The sequence below is a fragment of the Frateuria sp. GZRe12 genome (assembly GCF_051900535.1).
In the GTDB taxonomy this organism is placed as follows: domain Bacteria; phylum Pseudomonadota; class Gammaproteobacteria; order Xanthomonadales; family Rhodanobacteraceae; genus Frateuria_A.
The window spans coordinates 172856-191762 of record NZ_JBHZGI010000002.1 but is presented as its reverse complement, the minus strand read 5'-3'; the positions used below and the strand labels follow the sequence as shown (position 1 = coordinate 191762).

Below are 18907 nucleotides of genomic sequence, written 5' to 3'. Positions count from 1 at the left end.
CGTATGCTGCGCTCGCGCGCCGGTTCCCGCGGCGGACGCGGGGGCGTCCGTCCGGCATCCAGAGGCAGGACGAGCGCGCGCAGGGATCCGGAGGCACGACGGCAGGGTGGCGCATCTGCGCCCAGCGTTGGCTGGGTGCAGGCCTTTGCGCAGGTACCAGGCAGTCCGGCAACTGAACGGCGGATACCCGGCCATGGAGCGGCTTCGGAAACGCAAGGCATCCTTGGGGTCGGGTGACTCATGTCTGAAACCGCACTTTCCGCCAGCATCCTGCTGCTCTGCTACCGGGATGCGCCCTACATCCGTGCTGCGCTGGAATCGGCGCTGGCGCAGACGGTGCCGTGCGAGATCATCGTCTCCAATGACTGCTCCGACGACGGCACCTTCGAGCTGGCGCAGGAGATGGTGGCCAACTACCGCGGCCCGCACCGCGTCAGCGTGCGCCGCAACGAGCACAACCTGGGCGTGGCCGCGCACGTCAATGCCGCCGTGCCGCTGACCCATGGCGACATCGTGGTGATGATGGCGGGCGACGACGTCTCCTACCCGCACCGCGTGGCGACCATCCTGGACGCGTTCCGGCGGCGGCCGCGAGCGACCGTGCTGGGCAGCGACTTCGACGGCATCGACGAGAACGGCCACGCGCGCGAGGTGTCGTTCCGGCAGCGGCCGGAAGTGTTCGGGCTGGACTACTACGTCAGCATCGGACGGTTGATCGGCCTGCTGGGCGCGGCCATGGCGTTCCGGCGCGAGGTGTTCGAGCGCTTCGGTCCGTTGCTGGGACCGATCGAGGACAACGCGCTCAGCCTGCGCGGCGCGCTGCTGGGCGAATGCCTCAACCTGCGCCAGCGGCTGCTGCAGTATCGCCAGCATGCCAACAGCGTCAGCGCAGGCGTGTTCGCGCGGCACGAACCGCCGATGCTGCGCATGCAGCGCCGCTACGAACGCACCATCCGCTTCTACCGCGGCACCGCCGACGACCTGGAGCATTGTCTCGCGCAGATGCCCGAGCTGCCGCCGCGCCGTCGCGGTCTCGCCCGCGACATCGTATCGATGTACCGGATCGAGGCCGACGCCCGCGAAGCCCTGCTGCACAAGGCGCGCCGGCACTGGCTCAAGCCCATCGGCCGCGGCCTGCTGCACCTGGGCCTGCGCCGCAAGAGCGCCGAGCGCGCGCTCAAGCTGTTCGTGCCGCGGCGCTGGTTCGGGCTGTACGGCCGCTAGCTTCCTGGCGTTCGCCCGGATCGCGCGCCTCATGCGCGGGCGATCCACCGCCCTCCATCCGCCCGCGTATGCCGCTGCCTGCGGCGCACCGCGGCGTGCCGAGTCACGCCGGACCGCTTCATATGGCAGCGCAGCACCCCGAAAGCTAGAATCGGGGGCTCCCCACACGTCGAATACATCAGGCGCCCAGCGCGCCGCGGAGAAGCTTCATGGATCAGTTCGATGACATCCTGAACCAGGATATCGACCCCACCGAAACCCGCGAGTGGGTCGAATCGCTCAACGCGGTCATCCAGCACGACGGCACCGAGCGCGCGCACTACCTGCTCGAGCGCATGGTCGATTCCACGCGGCGCTCCGGCGGCTACCTGCCGTTCGACCCGACCACCGAGTACGTCAACACCGTCGCGCCCAGCCAGGAGGCCAAGAGCCCGGGCGACGCGGCGATGGAGTGGCGCATCCGCTCGCTGATCCGCTGGAACGCGATGGCGATGGTGGTGCGCGCCAACCGCAAGCCCGGCGAGCTCGGCGGGCATATCGCCAGCTTCGCGTCCTCGGCCACGCTCTACGACGTGGGTTTCAACCATTTCTGGCGCGCACCCAGCGCCGAACATCCGGGCGACCTGGTGTTCCACCAGGGCCACTCCAGCCCGGGCGTGTACGCCCGCTCGTTCCTGGAAGGGCGCATCAGCCAGGAGCAGCTGGACCTGTTCCGCATGGAGGTCGTCGGCAAGGGCCGCGGCCTGTCCTCCTACCCGCATCCGTGGCTGATGCCCGACTATTGGCAGGTGCCCACCGTGTCGATGGGCCTGGGCCCGATCCAGGCGATCTACCAGGCGCAGTTCTGGAAGTACCTGGAGCACCGCGGCCTGATCCCGAAGACCGACCGCAAGATCTGGTGCTTCATGGGCGATGGCGAATGCGACGAGCCCGAGTCGCTCGGCGCCATCTCGCTGGCCGGCCGCGAAGGCCTGGACAACCTGGTGTTCGTGATCAACTGCAACCTGCAGCGCCTGGATGGCCCGGTGCGCGGCAACGGCAAGATCATCCAGGAACTGGAAGGCGTGTTCCGTGGCGCCGGCTGGAACGCGATCAAGGTGATCTGGGGTTCCTACTGGGATCCGCTCCTGGCGCGCGACAACGATGGCGTACTGCGCAAGCTGATGATGGAAACGCTCGACGGCGAGTACCAGGCCTGCAAGGCTTTCGGCGGCGCCTACACGCGCGAGCATTTCTTCAACAAGTACCCGCAGACCCGCGAGATGGTCGCCAACCTCTCCGACGACGACATCTGGCGCCTGAACCGTGGCGGCCACGACCCGCACAAGGTCTACGCCGCCTACCACGCGGCGGTGAACACCAAGGGCATGCCCACGGTGATCCTGGCCAAGACGGTCAAGGGCTACGGCATGGGCCTGGGCTCGGGCGAATCGCAGAACCCGACCCACCAGCAGAAGAAGCTCGACACCGATTCGATCCGCGCCTTCCGCGACCGCTTCAACATCCCGGTCGCCGACGACAAGCTCGACGAGGTACCTTATTTCCATCCGGGCAAGGACTCGCCGGAAGTCGAATACATGCTCGAGCGCCGCCGCGCGCTGGGCGGCTTCCTGCCGCAGCGCCGCCGCAAGACCGACGTGCAGCTGAAGGCGCCGGACCTGTCGGCGTTCGAGCAGATCACCAAGGGCACCGGCGAACGCGAGATCTCCACCACCATGGCGCTGGTGCGCGGCATGAACCTGTTGCTGCGCGACAAGGCGATCGGCCCGCGCGTGGTGCCGATCGTCGCCGACGAGGCGCGCACCTTCGGCATGGAGGGCATGTTCCGCCAGATCGGCATCTACGCGCCGTTCGGCCAGAAGTACCGTCCGCAGGACGCCGACCAGCTGCTCTATTACCGCGAGGACCAGAAGGGCCAGGTGCTGCAGGAAGGCATCAGCGAGGCCGGCGGCATGGCCGCCTGGATGGCCGCGGCGTCGAGCTACTCGATCAGCAACCAGCCGATGCTGCCGTTCTTCATCTACTACTCGATGTTCGGCTTCCAGCGCATCGGCGACCTGGCCTGGGCGGCCGGCGACATGCGCGCGCGCGGCTTCCTGATCGGCGGCACCTCCGGCCGCACCACGCTGAACGGCGAAGGTCTGCAGCACGAGGACGGCCAGTCGCACCTGATGTCCGGCGTGATCCCGAACGTCAAATCGTACGACCCGACCTTCTCCTACGAGGTCGCGGTGATCCTGCAGGACGGCACGCGCCGCATGCTGCAGGAGCAGGAGGACGTGTACTACTACATCACCGTGATGAACGAGAACTACGAGCACCCGGATCTGCCCAAGGGTTGCGAGGAGGGCGTCATCAAGGGGATGTACCTGTTCCGCGACTCGGGCACGGGCAACGGCGGCAAGGGCAAGTCCAAGGCCAAGGCCAAGGCGCCGTGCGTGCAGCTGCTCGGCTCGGGCACCATCCTGCGCGAAGTGATCGCCGCGGCCGAGCTGCTGCAGAAGGACTTCGGCGTGGCCGCCGACATCTGGTCCTGCCCCAGCTTCGCCGAGCTGCGCCGCGACGGTTTCGATGCCGAGCGCTGGAACCGCCTGCACCCGGAAGCCGAGCAGCGCCTGCCGTACGTCACCCAGCTGTTGCAGGGCCGCTCGGGCCCGGCCATCGCGGCGACCGACTACGTGCGCGAGTACGCCGACCAGATCCGCGCCTTCATGCCCGACGGCATGCGCTACACGGTGCTGGGTACCGATGGCTACGGCCGCTCGGACACGCGCGAGCACCTGCGTGACTTCTTCGAGGTCGACCGCTACTGGATCGCCCACGCCGCGCTGGCCGCGCTGGCGAAGGACGGCCTGGTCAATGCCAAGGACGTGGCGCGGGCGATCAAGGAGTACAAGCTCGACCCGGACAAGCCGAACCCGCAGACGGTCTGATCGTCCGTCTCATAGTTCCCTCTTTCCGCCGGGGAGAGGGTTGGGGTGAGGGGTCGGGGCTCGCGGGGATGCTTTTGCATGGACGTTGCCTTGCATGTCGTTCTTGCGGGTATCTGCGGCGACTGGGCTCGCCTGCGGCGGGCTTTCGAGCGCCGGCAGGCGATCGGAAGCCCGCGGCAGGCGAGCCAGGTCGCGGGAAGTTATCCAAGCACGGGCAAGCGGTCTCTCGTGCGCGAAGCGTTTCAGCACACAGCTTCAGCCTGCAAATTCGCTCGCACCGAGTGCAGTGCAGGCAAGGCGCCTGCCGGGCCTACTCGGACAACACCTGCTGGATCGCCTCCAACCCGTGCCCACGCGTCTCGATCCCGCGTCGCACCAGTAGCCACGCAGCCAGGCCCATCGGAAGCGCGATCAGCAGAGCCGACAGCATGAAATGCTCGAACAGCCCGAGCACGCCCAGCAGCGCGCCGAGAATGCCGCCGAGCTTCGAACCGCCGGCGATCAGCCCCGACCCGGTGCTGCGCAGGTGAACGGGGTAGATCTCCGCCGCATAGGGAATGAGTGTTGCGATCACGCCGCTGATGCTGAGCAGCAGCGCCACCGTGGCGGCCGTGGTCAGCGCGTTCGAGCGCAGCTCCATCATTCCGATCGCGAAGAACAGCAGCAGCGACGCCGCCGTCAGCGCGATGAACAGCACCAGCGTGCGGATGCTGCTCCAGCGCTGATAGCAGGCCACTACGACGGCGATGCCCGGCAGCGCGAGGACCGCCGAGCGCGCCAGCAGCGCGGCGCTCGCCTGGGCATCGATGCCCAGCTTGACCAGGTTGGCTGGCAGCCACAGCAGGAAGCCGAAATTGGCCAGCCCCCAGGCCACCGCGCAGACCATCAAGCCCCAGGTGATCGCCGCATGCCGCCCGCGCAGCAGTTGGCGCATCCCGACCCGTTCGACCCCGTGCGCATGGGCTTCCGCCGGCAGCGGCGCGATCCCGCGTACCGGCGGCTGGTTGCCGGAGAACTTCAGCAGCACCGCGCGCGCCTGCTCCTCCAGGCCGGCCAGCGCCAGGAAGCGCGGCGATTCGGGGATGTAGCGGTTGAGCAGCACGATCAGGGCGCCCGTGGGCAGGTTGAGCAGCCATAACGCGCGCCAGCTGTAGGTCGGCTCGAACAGCGTCGCCGCGCCCGAGGCGAGCAGATAGCCGGCCGAGGTGCCGACGCCGCCGAGCGCCACCAGCAGCCAGCCACGGTGCGCGGTCGGAATGGTTTCGGCCATCAGCGTGAAGGTGATCGGCAGCATGCCTCCGGCGGCCGCGCCCATCATGAAGCACATCACCAGGTTCCAGCCGAACGATGGCATCGCGCCGCAGATCGAGGTGCCCATGAACATCAGCGCCGAGAGCAGGATGGTGGCGCGCCGCCCGAACAGGTCGCCCAGGCGCCCCCACACGACCGAACCTACCGTGGTGCCGATCAGCGCCGAGAGCGCCAGCAGGCCGCCGGTGGCCGCGCTGATGCCGTATTCGGACGACATGCCCGGCATCACGAAACCGATCGTTGCCGGCTTCATCACGTCCACCGCCAGCGCCATGGTCAGCACGCCCACCAGCTTCCAGTGTTCGCGGTTGAGCGGCACGTGGTCGGCCACGTGGAAAGGCAGCGGGCTGGCATCGGCATGCAGCGTGCGGCGCATCTGCGCCAGTCGCGGCATCAGGCCGTAGCCGGACAACAGAACGCCCAGCGGGACCAGCGCCATGCCGATGAGCATCATGTTGTCCATCGGCATGCCGGCCAGCCGGTAATGCATCGGCGCGGCCATCGCGAGCATCGGCAGATGCGCCAGCACGCCGGCAATCACGCAGAGGCAGCCGGCCCAGAAGGCGATGGGGTGGTGGAAGGTGACGCTCTTGTGGGACATGCGGGTGAAGTTGGCGAGGGAAGGGCAAGCTTACCCTGCCGAGCTGCTGCGCCTTCTCCCCCGGGGGAGAGGGCTGGGGCGGGGCCGCTCTGGGGACAGACACCCGTGCGTGCGTCGTGCGTTGGCCGCTTTTGGCGGGTGGGGCCCCACAACCTGCTTCTCCCGGTCCACGCTCAATCCCTCTTTCCGCAGGGGACGGCCCTTCGAGCGCGCAACGCTGGCCTGCGCAAAGTGAACGGGCCCTTCGCGCAGCACGCACGGCTGTCTTCCGATACTCGGCGCATAGCAGCCACACGTAGGTTTCCATGATCGAGCGCATGCACGGCGCCGCCACGGCCACGCCGATTCATTCTTCTCTCCTCCGGGACTCGGACTGGTCCCTCAGCGGCCCGCCCGGCGAGCCCGAGCACCCGCAGCAGGACCCGCCGCCGCAGCGTCCGAACGATCCGATCGATCCCGGCCGTCCGCAACAGCCGGAAGTGCCGCCCATCGAACCTCACAGCCCGACGGTGCCCGAGCCGCGCATGTAAAAATGCGGTGTTCGAAGGCGCGCTCCCTCTCCCGTTCGGGGAGGGAGCGTGACGCCTTTAGTCCTCGTCGCTGCGCAGCAGCTTGCGCAGCAGGAAGAACGCGCCGATGGTGCCGGCGACCACGGCAACCGTCGCCACCGGATGGCGGCTGGCGTGACGGCGCGCGCGGCGGTACTGGTAGCTCGCTTCATCGGCCAGGTCTTCGGCCATGTGCGAGATCTGCTTGCCGTAGCCGGAGCTGCGGCGTCCAAGGCGCGTGGTCAGGCGGCGGCCACGCTCGACCAGGTTGCTGGCCGTGTCGGCGGTGCCGGATGCGTACTGGCGCACGCGGTCGCGAACGCGTTCGCTGGCGCCGTCGAGACGCTGCTCGATATCGTGGGTTCGGTTCATTGAGGCCTCCTGTGCGTCGAGGCCCCAGCCTGACCGCCGCGGCGTGAGAGGGGCGTCGAAACTGCTCCCCCGGTTCAGGCTGGCCTTAGCCCAGCCGGTATTCGCCACCGCGTTCGAGCGCGCGCCCGTAGGCCGGCCGCGCGTGGATGCGCTCAAGCCACGCCCACAAACGGGGACGGCCTGCATCCAGGCCGCCGCGCGCGCTGGCCGCTTCCAGCGGGAAGCTCATCGCGATGTCGGCCACGCCGAACTCCTCGCCGGCGAACCAGGCGCTCTTGCCCAGCTCGCCTTCCAGATAATCCAGGTGCAGCGCGATCTGCGGATCGACGAACGTGCGCTGCACCTTGGCCGCGATAGCGCGCGCAAATGGCCGCACGAAGAACGGCCCCGGCGCCTTGGCGACGCGGGAGAACACCAGCTTGAGCAGCAACGGTGGCATCGCCGAGCCCTCGGCGTAGTGCAGCCAGTAGCCGCAACGCCGGCGCGCGTCGCTGCCGGGCGGGGGCATCAGCGTGCCGGCGCCGTAGGTGTCGCCGAGGTACTCGATGATCGCGCCGGATTCGGCCAGCAAGAGCCCGCCGTCGCTCACCACCGGCGATTTGCCCAGCGGATGGATCGCGCGCAGCGCCGGCGGGGCGAGCATCGTCTTCGGATCGCGCTGGTAGCGCTCGACGCGGTAGTCCAGGCCCAGTTCTTCGAGCAGCCAGAGAATGCGCTGGGAGCGCGAGTTGTCGAGGTGGTGGACGGTGATCACCGGCTCAGTAACGCCAACCCGTGCGATCCGCATCGGCTGGCGCGTGGCCGTCGATGTACCGCGTGACCGTCTCGATCAGTTCCTTGCCGCGCGGTCCCCAGCAGTGCGGCGCCATCGGCTGGTAGGTCACGCTGCCGCGGAAGGGCGGGTTGCGCGCGCTCCTGAGGAACGCATCCATCGCGCGCACGCCCATGTTGAGGTTGTAGGTGTCGGCATCGCCCACGTAGATGTGGATCTTGTCGGTCACCTTCGGACCCAGCGTGGCCCATTGCGATTGAAGCAGGTGGCGCAGGTCGAAGTGCGCCTTCCAGTACTGCGCGACGTCGTGGTCGATCACGCCCGTGCGCTTGTCCCAGAGCCGCTTCGGATAGCCGTCCGCGCCGACCGGGCCGAACGCCGCCTCCCAGATGTCCCACTGGCCACCGGAGCGGCTGTGGTCGCCCACCGCCCGTTCGTACCAGTTCTCGTCCTTCATCATGGCCTCGACGTTGCCGTCGGGCTGGCGCGTGTCCACGCGCTCGACCTTCACCCAGCCCGTGTCGAGCCAGTACGCGTTGGCGTCGTCGTAGATGTTCACCACCTGGTGATGGCGGAAGTCCAGCGCGTCCGGGCAGGAGGCGAAGGTGGCGCCGTAGTAGTCCGGGTGGAAGATCATCTGGGCCATCGCGATCCAGCCCCCGGTGGAACCGCCTTCCAGGATGCGCGCCCACGGTGCGTCGATGGTACGGAAGCGCTTCTGGACGTCCGGCAGCAGCTCCTGGTGGATGGCGTCGTCATACGGGCCCTCGTTGGCCGAGTTCACCGCGTAGGAGTCGTCGTAGTACGGCGAGGGGTGCTGCAGGCTCACCATGATGTAGCGCGGCGTGCCGTCGGCCAGCCAGTAGTCGCGGAAATGCGACTTCGGATGATCGAAGCCGCCGGGCGCGCCGGTAGAGAAGTGGCCTTGCTCGTAGATCACCGGATAGCGCACGTCCGGGTGTTTGTCGTAATCCTTCGGCAGCAGCACCGTGGCGCCGAGATAGATCGGCTGGCCCCACCAGTCGCTCAGGAGCTTGCTCCTGATGCGGAAGCGCTTGACGTAGGGCGTGTCCTTCGGGAACGGGATCGGCGGGATCACCTGGTCCGCCACCAGCGTCACCGGCGTCGGCGCGGCGGGGTCGTAGTGCACCTTCACCGGCTTGCCGTAGAGGTTGCCGGGCGAGTGCTTGAAATCCTGGCCTTCCCACTGGTCCATGTGTAGCCACACGGTGTGGCCGTCCGCGCGCTTGAACTCGGTGTAGACGTTGACGAAGGGCTGCATCCAGTAGTCGCCGGCGGGGAGCTGGCGCAGGCTGGTCAGCGGCGCGCCGAAGTCGTCGGCATCGATGGTCGCCGCCTGGCCGGGTGCGAGCGCCGTGACGTCGTGGCCGAACAGCGGCACGCCGGTGATGTCAGTCTGCTCGATCGGCGGGGTCTCGTTGCTTCGGCTGACCGCGACGTAGACGCGCCCGGTGATCGGTTGCGCGTGCGCCTTGGCGCTGAAGCTGACCTGGATGCGCGGGCCGTCCGCCGCGTGCACGGCAGGCACGGTGGCCAGGACGAGGAGGGCGGCGCCGGCGAGGCGCAGGAAGGGCAGGGGCGTGGTCATGCCGGCGATCGTAGCGGTTGGCGGGCACCCGTCACACTGCCCGTTTGCCTGATACCCCCCGGCGAGCGGTAGGCTCTTCGAACCGCGGCATGCGTATCCGGGTGCGCTGCGCCGTCAGAAAATCTCCGCCACGCAACACCGCAAACTGCCGCCGGCCTTCTCGATCTCGTCCAGCGCCACCGCGCCGATGCGAAAGCCCCAGCCGGACAGCGCCTGCCGCTGCGTGTCGGTGAGCGCGGCGGCGGCCGCGCCGCTCATCCACACCCGCTCGTCCGATAGCGCGATCGCGTTGCCGGCGAAGGCCTGTTTCTGCGCCGGCGTGAGCCACAGCGCACGGTCGCCGTAGGCCCGGGCGATCGCCGCGGGCACGGCCGGATCGGCGAAGCCGTCCGGCGCCACGATCGCGGCGCGACTGGCCAGCAACGCCAGCACCACGTTGGTGTGGTATTCGCCCGCGGCGAGCGGGAAGCAGAACATCAGCCGCAGCCCGAACGCCTCGTGCATGGCCCGCGCTCCGGCCTCGTCGCAGCGTTCGGACAGGCCGCAATAGCCCACGCCGCGGGCGCGGTCGATCACCAGTGCGCCGGTCAGCTCGGCCACGCAGTCGGTGCGGCAGGACAGGTCGATCTCCTCGTAGCCGAGCACCTGGGCGAAGAAGTCGCGCACGTCGCGCCGCCCGGCCTCGCGCTGGCGCACCGCATGGCGCATGCGCCCGACGATCAGCCGCCCCGGCGCGGTGGCGAACACGTTGTTGGGGAACACCGCATCGGGGGTGCTGGCGTCGCCGGGGAAGGTGACCACCGGGCAGTCGGCGCGCAACGCCTGCGCCAGCGCCGCGTGCTGGGCCAGCGCGCGCAGCGGATCGACTGCAAGCCCCATGTCCATGTAGCGGTTGTCGCTGGCGGACTCTTCGGCCAGCGCGAATTCCGCCGGGGCGAGCAGGAACGCCGCGCGCGCGGTGGCCTGGGCATGGGCGAGCGGTGGCAAAGCCGCGAAGGCGTCGAGGAAGGCGGCGGGCGAAGTGACGATCACGGCTTGGGCTCCTCAGGGCCAGGCCATGGTAAGCCCGCTCAAATCGTCTTGGCGTCGGCCTCCCCGGCCACCTCGATCGCCTCCGGTTCCAGATGCAGTCTCTGGCGGCGACGCAGGCCGGGGAACATCGCCATCCACAGCCCCACGACCACCAGCGTGCCGACGCCGCCCAGCACCGCCGCGCCCACAGCGCCCAACCATGCAGCGACCAGGCCGGACTCGAACTCGCCCAGCTGGTTGGAGGTGTTGATGAAGATCGAGTTGACCGCGTTGACCCGCCCGCGCATCGCATCGGGCGTGTCCAGCTGCACCATCGAGCCGCGGATCACCATGCTCACCATGTCGAACGCGCCACCTGCGAACAGCGCAATCAACGACAGCCACATCCACGAGGACAGCGCGAACGCCAGCGTAGCCACGCCGAAGCCGGCTACCGAGCCGAACATGATCATGCCCACGCGCCGGGTCAGGTCGTGCCGGGCCAGCCAGAAGGACATCAGCAGTGCGCCCACCGCCGGCGCCGCGCGCAGCAGGCCCAGGCCCCAGGGGCCGGTATGCAGGATGTCCTTGGCGAAGATCGGCAGCAGAGCGGTGGCGCCGCCGAACAGCACGGCGAACAGGTCCAGCGAGATCACGCCGAGCACGTCCTTGCGTTCGCGGATGAAGTGCACGCCGGCGAACAGCGACTCGAGCGTGGCCGGCTCGCGCCTGGGCGGCGCCTGCTCGTAGCGAAGCTGCGCCATCAGCGTGGCGGCGACCAGGTACAGGCCCGCGGCCGTGGCGTAGACCACGCCAGGGCCCGCCACGTAGAGCAGGCCGCCCACTGCCGGCCCCAGCACCATGGCCATCTGGAAGGCCGAACCACTGACCGCCACCGCGCGCGGCAGGATCGCCGGCGGCACCAGCGCCGGCAGCAGCGAGGACATCGAGGGCGACTCGAACGCCCTGGCCGTGCTGATCACGAACACCAGCGCCAGGATGCCGGCCTCGTGGATGCGTCCGGTGAAGCTCAACACCGCCAGCGCGGCGATCGCGCACCATTCGACGATCTGCCCGATCAGCACCACGCGCCGGCGCTCGAACTGGTCGGCGACGTGGCCGGCCGGCAACGCCAGCAGCACCGAGGGGAAGAACTGCACCAGGCCGATCAACCCCAGGTCCAGGGCCCGGCCGGTGATCGCGTAGATCTGCCAGGCCACCGCCACCGACAGCATCTGGAAGCCGAAGCCCGAGGCGATGCGGGCGAACCAGAACTGCACGAAGGCGCGGTGCGTGAGCAGAGACTCGGTGGGCATGGGGAGTCCGGTGGGGCCAAGAGGGGATTATCGCCGCCGCCCGCCGTCGACACGAGTGCACGGCCGGCTTCACGGCCACTTGCCCATCCGCGCCCTAGCCTCGCCCCATCGCCGCAGCAGGAGACCGGCCATGGGCCGCCAGGCCGAACACGTCTACACCGACCAGCCGACCATCGCCCGCTTCAACCAATGGGTCGAGCACCTGCAGAACGGCGCACGCGTGCGCCTGCACCTGGTCGACGGCAGCACCTGCGACGGCATCGTCGCCGCGCGCCCGACCGTGCAGGAGTTCTACGACGGCGACGGCAACGAGGGGGCCAATGGCGTGGTGCACCTGGAACAACTGGGCACGTCCGAATGGAAGCGCTACATCTGGTTCGACCAGATCGAGCGTATCGAACACCTGGATTCCGATGCGCAATTGCGTGCCTGACCGGTAGTTGCCTGCAAGCGCGTCGTGGGCGCGACCGCCATGCACCGGTCGCGTACAGGCGCTCCCGTACCGGGCGATCCCTTGTCCCGCTAATCGACGCGCGTGAACCCGTCCGCGCTCCAGCCCTCGCTCCCAACGCCGTGGTGCACGACGAACAGCCCGTCGGGATCGTAACGGCGCTTGGCGCGCAGCAGCCGCGCATAGTTCGACCCCCAGAAGCCGCGCTGCCAGTCACGCAGGAAGTAATCGCTTTCGGACACGTACGAGCCGGCGTGCGGTGCGACCAGGCGCAATGCGTCCATCGCACCGGCGACCGCCGCCGCGTCGCCGCGCGCCTGGGCCAGGTCCGCTTCGCGCAACCCCGGGAAGGCCGGGCCGCTGCCATCGGCGCAGATCGCCAGGGCAAAGGCGTCGGCCACCTGCGGGTTCATGGCGGTATCGCGCGTGCGTGCAATCGCCGAGGGCTCGCCGCCGGCCATGCCCTTGTTGAAATGCAACGCGAAGTCGTGCCGGCGGGACGCCGCGAACAACGCGTCGGCCAGCGCCGACTGCAGCCCGGGGGCGAGCAGCGCAGCCGGCATCCATGCCGACTGGTAGGCATGGATGAACCAGCCGACCTGGCCGCGATCGCCGGTCCAGACCATGTGATAGGACGGCGCGCCGGGGCGATCGTCGTTCACCATCAGCTGCGGCGCGTGCTGGCGGAAGAAGTCCGCGTCCCAGAAGTGTTGCGCGGGCAACGCCAGCGTGCGCGGTGCTTCGGCGAAACTGTATTCGTCGTGCGCGCGCACCCAGTCGAAAAAGGGCTTCCACGCCTGCTCGGCCTGCGCCTGGGTCAGGCCCTGGAACACCATATTGATCGACAGGGTGTTGTCCGGCGCGAAGGTCATCTGCTCGCCCCAGTGCCGGTTGAACAGCGCCTCGCGGTAGAACGCCATCGCCCGCGCCACCAGTGCCCGGTAGGCCTGGTCGGAGGACGCCTGGATGGTGCCAAACACCGCGCCGAAGAACGGCGGCAGCTCGAACGTGCGCAGGGTCAGCCGGGTCACCGCGCCCAGGCTGCCGCCACCGCCGCCCTTGAGGCCCCAGAAAAGTTCCGGATGCGCATGCTCGCTGACGGTCAGCACCGCGCCATCGGCCGTGACCACCTCGGCCTCCAGCAGGTTGGACGCGGCGGTGCCGAAGCCCTTGGAAAAACTGCCGAAGCCGCCGCTCTGCACCAGTCCGGCCACGCCGACGGTGGTGCAGCCGCCACCCTGCACGTAGCGCCCGCCGAGCGTGGTCACCGCGTGGTAGACGTCGATCCACATCGCGCCGGCCCCTACGCTGACCGCCGGCAGCGGTGTCACCTTGCCCTCGCCGCCGCTGGGCACGAAGCCCTCGTGCAGGGTGACCTTGTTCATGCGCCGCGGCCAGACCAGCAGCGAGTCGGGCGCCTCCGACGTGCCCTGGTAGCTGTGCCCGCCGCCCTTGACCACCAGCCGCAGCCGATGCTGCCGCGCGAAGGTCACCGCCGCCGCCACGTCGGCCGCCGACTCGGCCGCCACCGCGTAGGCGCTGGGCCGCGAGGTCCACGCGTCGGCCCAGCCACTGGTCTGGGTGAGCGCCGGATCGTCGCCCAGCGCGAACGGGTTCTTCAGTTGCTCGACCGCCTCGACGTAGGCGGCCGTGCCCGGCCCGCCGGCAAACGGCGATACCGGCTTGAGCAGGCGGCCGCCCACGGCCCGCTTGAGCGCCTCCCACTCGGCCGGCGCTGGCCAGCCCGGCTGCCCCGGCCGCAGCCGCGCGCGCACCGCGCCGGCCAGCGCGGCCGGCATCGCCTGGGCGTTGCGCATCAGGGCGGGCAGCAGCGGCAGGGCCAGCGCGGCCTTGAGCAGTTCGCGTCGTTTCATGGGCGGTCCTCGGTGGCGGTCGGGGCAACTTACGTCACGGTGCGGCCGGTGGCGTGGGACAGGTGTCCGGTGGCGGACGGGCTGGGACGAATGGCGGGGGCGCGGGACGAGTCGCGGGGGCGCGCGACATCCATCGGGGCGCCACCCGCCTTGAAGGGGCACGGCGGGACGGGTGTCGGTCACGCTCGCCCGCGCCCCACTAGAATCGCCCGATGCCTCCCACCCCGACCCTCGAATACCGCGACTTCCACCGCTGGCGCCGTCCGGCCGAGGTCGCCTTCTGGGTGGGCCTGGCCATCCTCAATACCGTGTTCAACAGCATGGTGGCGCAGATCGACCACGCCCGCGTCGCGGCCTGGGAACCGTGGGTGTGGGAGTGGACCAGCTCGCTGGTGATCCTGGCACTGGTACCCGCCATCCTGGCGACGGAGCGGCGCTGGCCGTTCCGCTTCGACACCTGGCGCACCAGCCTGCCCTGGCACCTGCTTGCCACCGTGCCGTTCAGCCTGGTGCACGTGACCGGCATGGTGGCGCTGCGCGTGCTGGCCTACCGCGTCGCGGGCATCCGCTACGACTTCGGCCGCTGGGAGCCGGGCTTCGGCTACGAATACCTGAAGGACTTCCGGACCTACTTCATCATCATCGCCCTGATCAGCCTGTCGCGGTTGTGGCTGGTGCGCTGGCAGGGCGAAGCGCGACTGCTGGCGGCGCCCGACGAGGGCCCGCCGGTCGAACCGGTCGAACGGCCCGAGCGCTTCCTGGTGCGCAAGCTCGGCAGGGAGTTCCTTGTCAACGCGCGCGAGATCGAGTGGCTGCAGGCGGCCGGCAACTACGTGAACCTGCGCGTGCGCGGGCGCGACTATCCGCTGCGCTCGACCATGGCGGCGATCGAGGAGCGGCTCGACCCGGCGCGTTTCGTGCGCGTGCACCGCAGCTACGTGGCCAACCTCGACTTCCTGGCCGAGATCGAACCGCTGGACACCGGCGATGCGCGCCTGAAGTTGCGCGACGGCGCGATCATCCCCTGCAGCCGGCGCTATCGCGCACAGCTGCGCGAGCGGTTTGGCGAGGCGGCAGCGGTCTAGGCGGGCATCGTCCGCGCTTGCACCGCCCGCCTGCGCGTCCCACGCTAGGGCCTTTCCCTTGCCTGGAGAGCACCCGATGAAGCTGCCCTTCCATCCGTCCGTGGCCGTGCTGTGTGGCGTGCTGGCGCTGGCCGGCTGCAACTCGCAGGACCAGGAGCAGGCGGCCAATGCGCCGGCGGCCTCGGCGCAGAACGATGACGCCGCGCGCAAGCTCGACACCTACCGCCAGCTCGTGCGCATCCACAACGACGAGATGACGGTGACCATGGGCCACGACATCCTCGACCGTTACCCCGGCAGCGCCGCGGCCAGGGAAGTGCAGCAGACCCTGCCCGGCATCGAGAAGCGCTGGAAGGAAGAAAGCGAGAAGCGCCGGCTCGACGCGCTGTGGCAGTACCAGGTCTCGCCGATGCAGGGTGGCACCCAGTCCACCGCGACCACCTATTCCAGCCAGGCCGCCGGCAACGACCGCGTGCGGCTGGTGCTGCGCCGGCACACCGCCTGGGGCCAGAACGTGTTCCTGTATGGCGGCGGGCACGGCTTCGTCTGCCGGGGCAACTGCACCATCCACGCCACTTTCGATGGCAAGGCGCACGGCATCAGGGCGTTCGCGCCGTCCACCGGCGAACCGGCGCTGATGATCCGCGACGACGACGACTTCATCGCGCGGATGAAGAAGGCGAAGAAGATCACCCTGGACGTGACCCTGGTCGACGGCGAGAAAAAGGAAACGCTGGTCTACGAGGTGGGCGGTTTCGACCCGGCCAAGTGGAAGGCGCTGCCGAAAAAGAAATGAGCGTGCACCGACCCGGCGCCGATGCGTTAGCGGTCAGGTGGGTCGACCCGGAAGGAGAAGCGCCATGAAACGAAGCTTGCTGGCCGGCGCCGCCGTGATGGTCATTGCCGGTTGTTCCAGTGTTCCCAACGCGCAGCGCGTGGCACAACGCCAGGCGGCCTATGCGACGGCCGCCGGCGCTCCGGTCAGGAACTTTCGCTTCTTCCTGCCGATGTGGTCGTGGGAGCCGCTGGGCAGCGACCAGGTGGTGGTCTACACCAGGCCGAAGGAAGCCTGGCTGCTGGACGTGCCCGGCTGCACCGAGCTGCCCTACGCGAACACTATCGGCGTGACCTCGAACCTCAGCCAGGTCTCGATCAACTTCGACAAGGTGATCACCGGGCGCAACCAGCTTGCGTGCACGATCCGGCAGATCCGCCCGGTGGATATCGGCAAGCTCAAGGCGGTGCAGCAGGAACAACGGCAGGTCACGGCGGAACCGCGCCGGGACTGAGCCGCGCGTTCGATGCAGCAAGCCTGGTAGCACTTCGGTAGGAGCGCACCCTGTGCGCGATCGTAGGCTGGCGCTCTACGGTCGTCGCGCACCGGGTGCGCTCCTGCAAGGGTTCGGGGAAACCGGTTATTCGAGGCTCCTGCAACGGCTCAGTTGAGGAAGAGCCGTTCGGCCAGCTTCGCCAGCGGCCTCTCCAGTGCCCCCTGCAGCCGCGGCGGAAAATCCAGCGGCTTGAGCAGCATCTTCACCGTCATCTCCGCCGGGATGTGCCGGCGCAGCAGGTCCTGCGCCTTGCCGGCGATCCGGCGGAAGGCCTCGCGGTCGCCCTTGTGCTGCGGGTAGCACTGCTCGAAGACGTGGCGCAGCGCGATGTCGCTGTCCTCGCTGCGGATCTCGTTGACCCGCTTGAGCACCGCGCGGAAGACCTTGTAGCGGCCCAGCCCCTCGTTCTCGCGGTAGCGGCGGAAGTGCTGGTAGAAGTACTTGAAGTGGCGTACCTCGTCGCTCTTGATATGGCCGGTCAGCTGCTTGAGCACCGGCTCGTCGGTGATCTCGTGCAGCGCGCGGTACAGGCTGGCGGTGCCGGTCTCGACCACGCAGCGCGCGGCCAGCTCCAATCCGCGGCTGTCCTCCAGTTCCTCGGCGGTGCACACGGCGCCGTATTCGGTCCAGAAGGCGGCGAAGCCCTTGTCCCAGTCGAACTCCGGCCATACCGCGCGCACGTAGGCGGCCAGCGCGCGGCCGTGCTGCAGTTCCTCATGCTCCCAGTGCTGGCTTAGCCAGGTCTGCAGCTCCTGGTCGCCGTTGAAGTGGGCGACCAGGTTGTGCGTATAGAGGTCCGAACCGCTTTCGACGAAGGACGAACTGCACAGCAGGAAGAACAATTCCTCGTTATGGCGGACGCGCGAGCGGTCGATGCACGACAGGTCGAGGCTTTCCAGCGTCCAGGGCAGGGCAGGGGCATAGCTCACGCGGGTGTCCTGTGAGGGCGCGGCATGGAGCGCGCGCGTGACGGGCGAATGACGGACAGCATACGGACTCGTGACTCGCGCGGATTAACCCATCCCCACCCCGCAACATCGGCTGCTACGGCACTACCGTCACCGGCACGTGCGCACGCGCCAGCACATCGCTGGAGACCGAACCGAGCAGCCAGCGCGCCAGCGTGCCGCGGTCGGTGTGGCCGATCACGATGTGGTCGACGCCACGCTGCTCGACCTGGCCGAGCAGCACGTCGCCAGGGCTGCCGTGGGTGACTTCCACGTCGATCATGCCGCGCGCATCCGGCTCCATCGCCACCAGCTCGTCGAGCAGCTCCTGCGCGCGCTGGGCGCTGGAGTCGGCCATCATCAGCGCGCACGCGTCGGCACCGCCCTCGGTCACCTGCAACACCGACACCACCCGCACCCGACCCTGGCCGCACCGCGCGAGCGCGACCGCGGTCTGGAACGCGCGTTGCGAGGAGGGCGAACCGTCGTAGCCGACCAGCGAATACCTGAACATGGCGCGTCTCCGTGCGTGTGGTTCCGATTATGCCGCGGGCCTCACTGGTCACACGGTGCCACCACCTCGGCATGTTCGTTGGGCCGGATCGGCACCCCGCGCACCTCGGCCACGTTCTGGGTGAGCTCGGCACCCAGCAGCAGGATCAGCACCGAGTAATACACCCACACCAGCAGCACCACCACGCTGCCGGCCGGACCATAGGCCCCGCCCACGTCGCTGTGTGCGAGATAAAGGCTGATGCCGAACTTGCCGATGGCAAAGAGGATCGCCGTGAAGGCGCCGCCGAGGAGCGTGTCCCGCCAGTCGATCTGCGCATCGGGCAGGACCTTGTAGATGGAGGCGAACACCAACCCGAACAGCAGCAGTGCCACGATCGCCTCCAGCGCGTCCCACACCACCGTGTCGCCGCGTGCAAACAGCGCGATCGCGGTGCTTGCAACCAGCGACACGATCAGCAGGAAGGCCAGCGTCAGCAGCAGCCCGAACGCATGCATGCGGGTCAGCACCCAGCTGAAGAGCGCGTTGCGCGGTGCCGCCTTGAGGTTCCACACGCGGTTGATCGCCAGTTGCAGCTGGGCAAACACGGTCGAGGCGCCGATCAGCGTCACCGCCATGCCGATGATGCCGGCCCAGTGGCCCAGCTGGGGGCGGTCCTCGGCATTGTTGATCACCAGCTTCACCGCGTCGGAAGCGCGCGCACCGACCAGGTTGTTGATCGAGCCCACCAGCTGCTGTTGCCAGGCTGGCTGGAGCGAGGCGACCAGCCACAGCAGCAGCACCAGCATCGGCGCGAAGGACAGCGCCGAGTAGAACGCCACCGCCGCCGCGTGCGTCATCAGGTCGTCCGCGGCCGCGCCCTTGGCGGTGCGCTTGACGACCTCCACGGTCGATTGCCACAACGAGCGCATTGAGCTGTCTCCTGGATCTGCGAGCAGGCCAAGCATGGCGAGGCTCCTGCGCGGCGATCGTGAACGCGCGCGGCCGTTCCCGCTGGCGCTTCCTTCA

Annotated in this window: 17 protein-coding genes; 7 read left to right on the top strand and 10 right to left on the bottom strand. The window is 68.9% G+C overall.

Annotated features, from left to right (window positions below):
• Window positions 1-240 precede the first annotated feature (240 nt).
• Both ACFWZ4_RS06620 and aceE read left to right on the top strand, forming a co-directional pair.
• Complete coding sequence (locus ACFWZ4_RS06620) at window positions 241-1224, top strand: glycosyltransferase (RefSeq protein WP_439703940.1); 984 nt, start codon at window positions 241-243, stop codon at window positions 1222-1224.
• A 209-nt stretch (window positions 1225-1433) separates the two neighbouring features.
• Window positions 1434-4157, top strand: a complete 2724-nt coding sequence (gene aceE / locus ACFWZ4_RS06615) for a pyruvate dehydrogenase (acetyl-transferring), homodimeric type (RefSeq protein WP_439703939.1) — start codon at window positions 1434-1436, stop codon at window positions 4155-4157.
• Window positions 4158-4467: 310 nt separating this feature from the next.
• Here the strand turns inward: aceE and ACFWZ4_RS06610 are convergent, their stop codons facing one another.
• A complete protein-coding gene (locus tag ACFWZ4_RS06610) occupies window positions 4468-6069 on the bottom strand; it encodes an MFS transporter (protein ID WP_439703938.1) in 1602 nt (533 codons plus the stop codon).
• 305 nt (window positions 6070-6374) lie between these two features.
• On the opposite strand from ACFWZ4_RS06610, the gene ACFWZ4_RS06605 reads away from it, so the two are divergent.
• The gene (locus tag ACFWZ4_RS06605; RefSeq protein ID WP_439703937.1) at window positions 6375-6599 is read left to right on the top strand and encodes a hypothetical protein; all 225 of its coding nucleotides are present in this window, start codon (window positions 6375-6377) and stop codon (window positions 6597-6599) included.
• Window positions 6600-6656: 57 nt separating this feature from the next.
• Here ACFWZ4_RS06605 and ACFWZ4_RS06600 read toward each other — a convergent pair whose 3' ends face one another.
• From ACFWZ4_RS06600 to ACFWZ4_RS06580, 5 genes are all read right to left on the bottom strand, one after another.
• Complete coding sequence (locus tag ACFWZ4_RS06600) at window positions 6657-6989, bottom strand: hypothetical protein (RefSeq protein WP_439703936.1); 333 nt, start codon at window positions 6987-6989, stop codon at window positions 6657-6659.
• An 85-nt stretch (window positions 6990-7074) separates the two neighbouring features.
• Window positions 7075-7743: a glutathione S-transferase gene (locus tag ACFWZ4_RS06595; RefSeq protein ID WP_439703935.1), complete on the bottom strand. Its 669-nt coding sequence runs from the start codon at window positions 7741-7743 to the stop codon at window positions 7075-7077.
• Window positions 7744-7747: 4 nt separating this feature from the next.
• Entirely contained in the window at window positions 7748-9370 is a 1623-nt protein-coding gene (locus ACFWZ4_RS06590) for an alpha/beta hydrolase-fold protein (RefSeq protein WP_439703934.1), read from the bottom strand.
• Window positions 9371-9484: 114 nt separating this feature from the next.
• Window positions 9485-10402: an arginine deiminase-related protein gene (locus tag ACFWZ4_RS06585; RefSeq protein WP_439703933.1), complete on the bottom strand. Its 918-nt coding sequence runs from the start codon at window positions 10400-10402 to the stop codon at window positions 9485-9487.
• Window positions 10403-10440: 38 nt separating this feature from the next.
• Window positions 10441-11697: an MFS transporter gene (locus tag ACFWZ4_RS06580; protein ID WP_439703932.1), complete on the bottom strand. Its 1257-nt coding sequence runs from the start codon at window positions 11695-11697 to the stop codon at window positions 10441-10443.
• 130 nt (window positions 11698-11827) lie between these two features.
• On the opposite strand from ACFWZ4_RS06580, the gene ACFWZ4_RS06575 reads away from it, so the two are divergent.
• On the top strand, window positions 11828-12130 hold the full coding sequence (locus ACFWZ4_RS06575) for a DUF3247 family protein (RefSeq protein WP_439703931.1): 303 nt from the start codon (window positions 11828-11830) through the stop codon (window positions 12128-12130).
• An 89-nt stretch (window positions 12131-12219) separates the two neighbouring features.
• Here ACFWZ4_RS06575 and ACFWZ4_RS06570 read toward each other — a convergent pair whose 3' ends face one another.
• Entirely contained in the window at window positions 12220-14022 is a 1803-nt protein-coding gene (locus ACFWZ4_RS06570; protein ID WP_439703930.1) for an FAD-dependent oxidoreductase, read from the bottom strand.
• A gap of 212 nt (window positions 14023-14234) precedes the next feature.
• Between ACFWZ4_RS06570 and ACFWZ4_RS06565 the strand changes: the two genes are divergently transcribed.
• From ACFWZ4_RS06565 to ACFWZ4_RS06555, 3 genes are all read left to right on the top strand, one after another.
• Window positions 14235-15107, top strand: coding sequence for a LytTR family DNA-binding domain-containing protein (locus tag ACFWZ4_RS06565; RefSeq protein WP_439703929.1), 873 nt, complete (start codon window positions 14235-14237; stop codon window positions 15105-15107).
• A 76-nt stretch (window positions 15108-15183) separates the two neighbouring features.
• The gene (locus ACFWZ4_RS06560) at window positions 15184-15903 is read left to right on the top strand and encodes a hypothetical protein (RefSeq protein WP_439703928.1); all 720 of its coding nucleotides are present in this window, start codon (window positions 15184-15186) and stop codon (window positions 15901-15903) included.
• Between the two features lie 64 nt (window positions 15904-15967).
• The gene (locus ACFWZ4_RS06555; RefSeq protein ID WP_439703927.1) at window positions 15968-16396 is read left to right on the top strand and encodes a DUF6491 family protein; all 429 of its coding nucleotides are present in this window, start codon (window positions 15968-15970) and stop codon (window positions 16394-16396) included.
• 149 nt (window positions 16397-16545) lie between these two features.
• Here ACFWZ4_RS06555 and ACFWZ4_RS06550 read toward each other — a convergent pair whose 3' ends face one another.
• The 3 genes from ACFWZ4_RS06550 to ACFWZ4_RS06540 form a co-directional block, all read right to left on the bottom strand.
• Entirely contained in the window at window positions 16546-17367 is an 822-nt protein-coding gene (locus ACFWZ4_RS06550; RefSeq protein WP_439703926.1) for a ferritin-like domain-containing protein, read from the bottom strand.
• A 115-nt stretch (window positions 17368-17482) separates the two neighbouring features.
• Window positions 17483-17899, bottom strand: coding sequence for a universal stress protein (locus ACFWZ4_RS06545; RefSeq protein ID WP_439703925.1), 417 nt, complete (start codon window positions 17897-17899; stop codon window positions 17483-17485).
• 41 nt (window positions 17900-17940) lie between these two features.
• Window positions 17941-18810: a YihY/virulence factor BrkB family protein gene (locus tag ACFWZ4_RS06540; protein ID WP_439703924.1), complete on the bottom strand. Its 870-nt coding sequence runs from the start codon at window positions 18808-18810 to the stop codon at window positions 17941-17943.
• Window positions 18811-18907: the final 97 nt, after the last annotated feature.

What these genes read in the sequence shown, in the direction of transcription:
- ACFWZ4_RS06620 (WP_439703940.1), top strand. Translation starts at nt 241, where the DNA reads ATGTCTGAAACCGCACTTTCCGCCAGCATCCTGCTGCTCTGCTACCGG.
- aceE (WP_439703939.1), top strand. Translation starts at nt 1,434, where the DNA reads ATGGATCAGTTCGATGACATCCTGAACCAGGATATCGACCCCACCGAA.
- ACFWZ4_RS06610 (WP_439703938.1), bottom strand. Translation starts at nt 6,069, where the DNA reads ATGTCCCACAAGAGCGTCACCTTCCACCACCCCATCGCCTTCTGGGCC.
- ACFWZ4_RS06605 (WP_439703937.1), top strand. Translation starts at nt 6,375, where the DNA reads ATGATCGAGCGCATGCACGGCGCCGCCACGGCCACGCCGATTCATTCT.
- ACFWZ4_RS06600 (WP_439703936.1), bottom strand. Translation starts at nt 6,989, where the DNA reads ATGAACCGAACCCACGATATCGAGCAGCGTCTCGACGGCGCCAGCGAA.
- ACFWZ4_RS06590 (WP_439703934.1), bottom strand. Translation starts at nt 9,370, where the DNA reads ATGACCACGCCCCTGCCCTTCCTGCGCCTCGCCGGCGCCGCCCTCCTC.
- ACFWZ4_RS06580 (WP_439703932.1), bottom strand. Translation starts at nt 11,697, where the DNA reads ATGCCCACCGAGTCTCTGCTCACGCACCGCGCCTTCGTGCAGTTCTGG.
- ACFWZ4_RS06575 (WP_439703931.1), top strand. Translation starts at nt 11,828, where the DNA reads ATGGGCCGCCAGGCCGAACACGTCTACACCGACCAGCCGACCATCGCC.
- ACFWZ4_RS06570 (WP_439703930.1), bottom strand. Translation starts at nt 14,022, where the DNA reads ATGAAACGACGCGAACTGCTCAAGGCCGCGCTGGCCCTGCCGCTGCTG.
- ACFWZ4_RS06565 (WP_439703929.1), top strand. Translation starts at nt 14,235, where the DNA reads ATGCCTCCCACCCCGACCCTCGAATACCGCGACTTCCACCGCTGGCGC.
- ACFWZ4_RS06560 (WP_439703928.1), top strand. Translation starts at nt 15,184, where the DNA reads ATGAAGCTGCCCTTCCATCCGTCCGTGGCCGTGCTGTGTGGCGTGCTG.
- ACFWZ4_RS06555 (WP_439703927.1), top strand. Translation starts at nt 15,968, where the DNA reads ATGAAACGAAGCTTGCTGGCCGGCGCCGCCGTGATGGTCATTGCCGGT.
- ACFWZ4_RS06545 (WP_439703925.1), bottom strand. Translation starts at nt 17,899, where the DNA reads ATGTTCAGGTATTCGCTGGTCGGCTACGACGGTTCGCCCTCCTCGCAA.
- ACFWZ4_RS06540 (WP_439703924.1), bottom strand. Translation starts at nt 18,810, where the DNA reads ATGCGCTCGTTGTGGCAATCGACCGTGGAGGTCGTCAAGCGCACCGCC.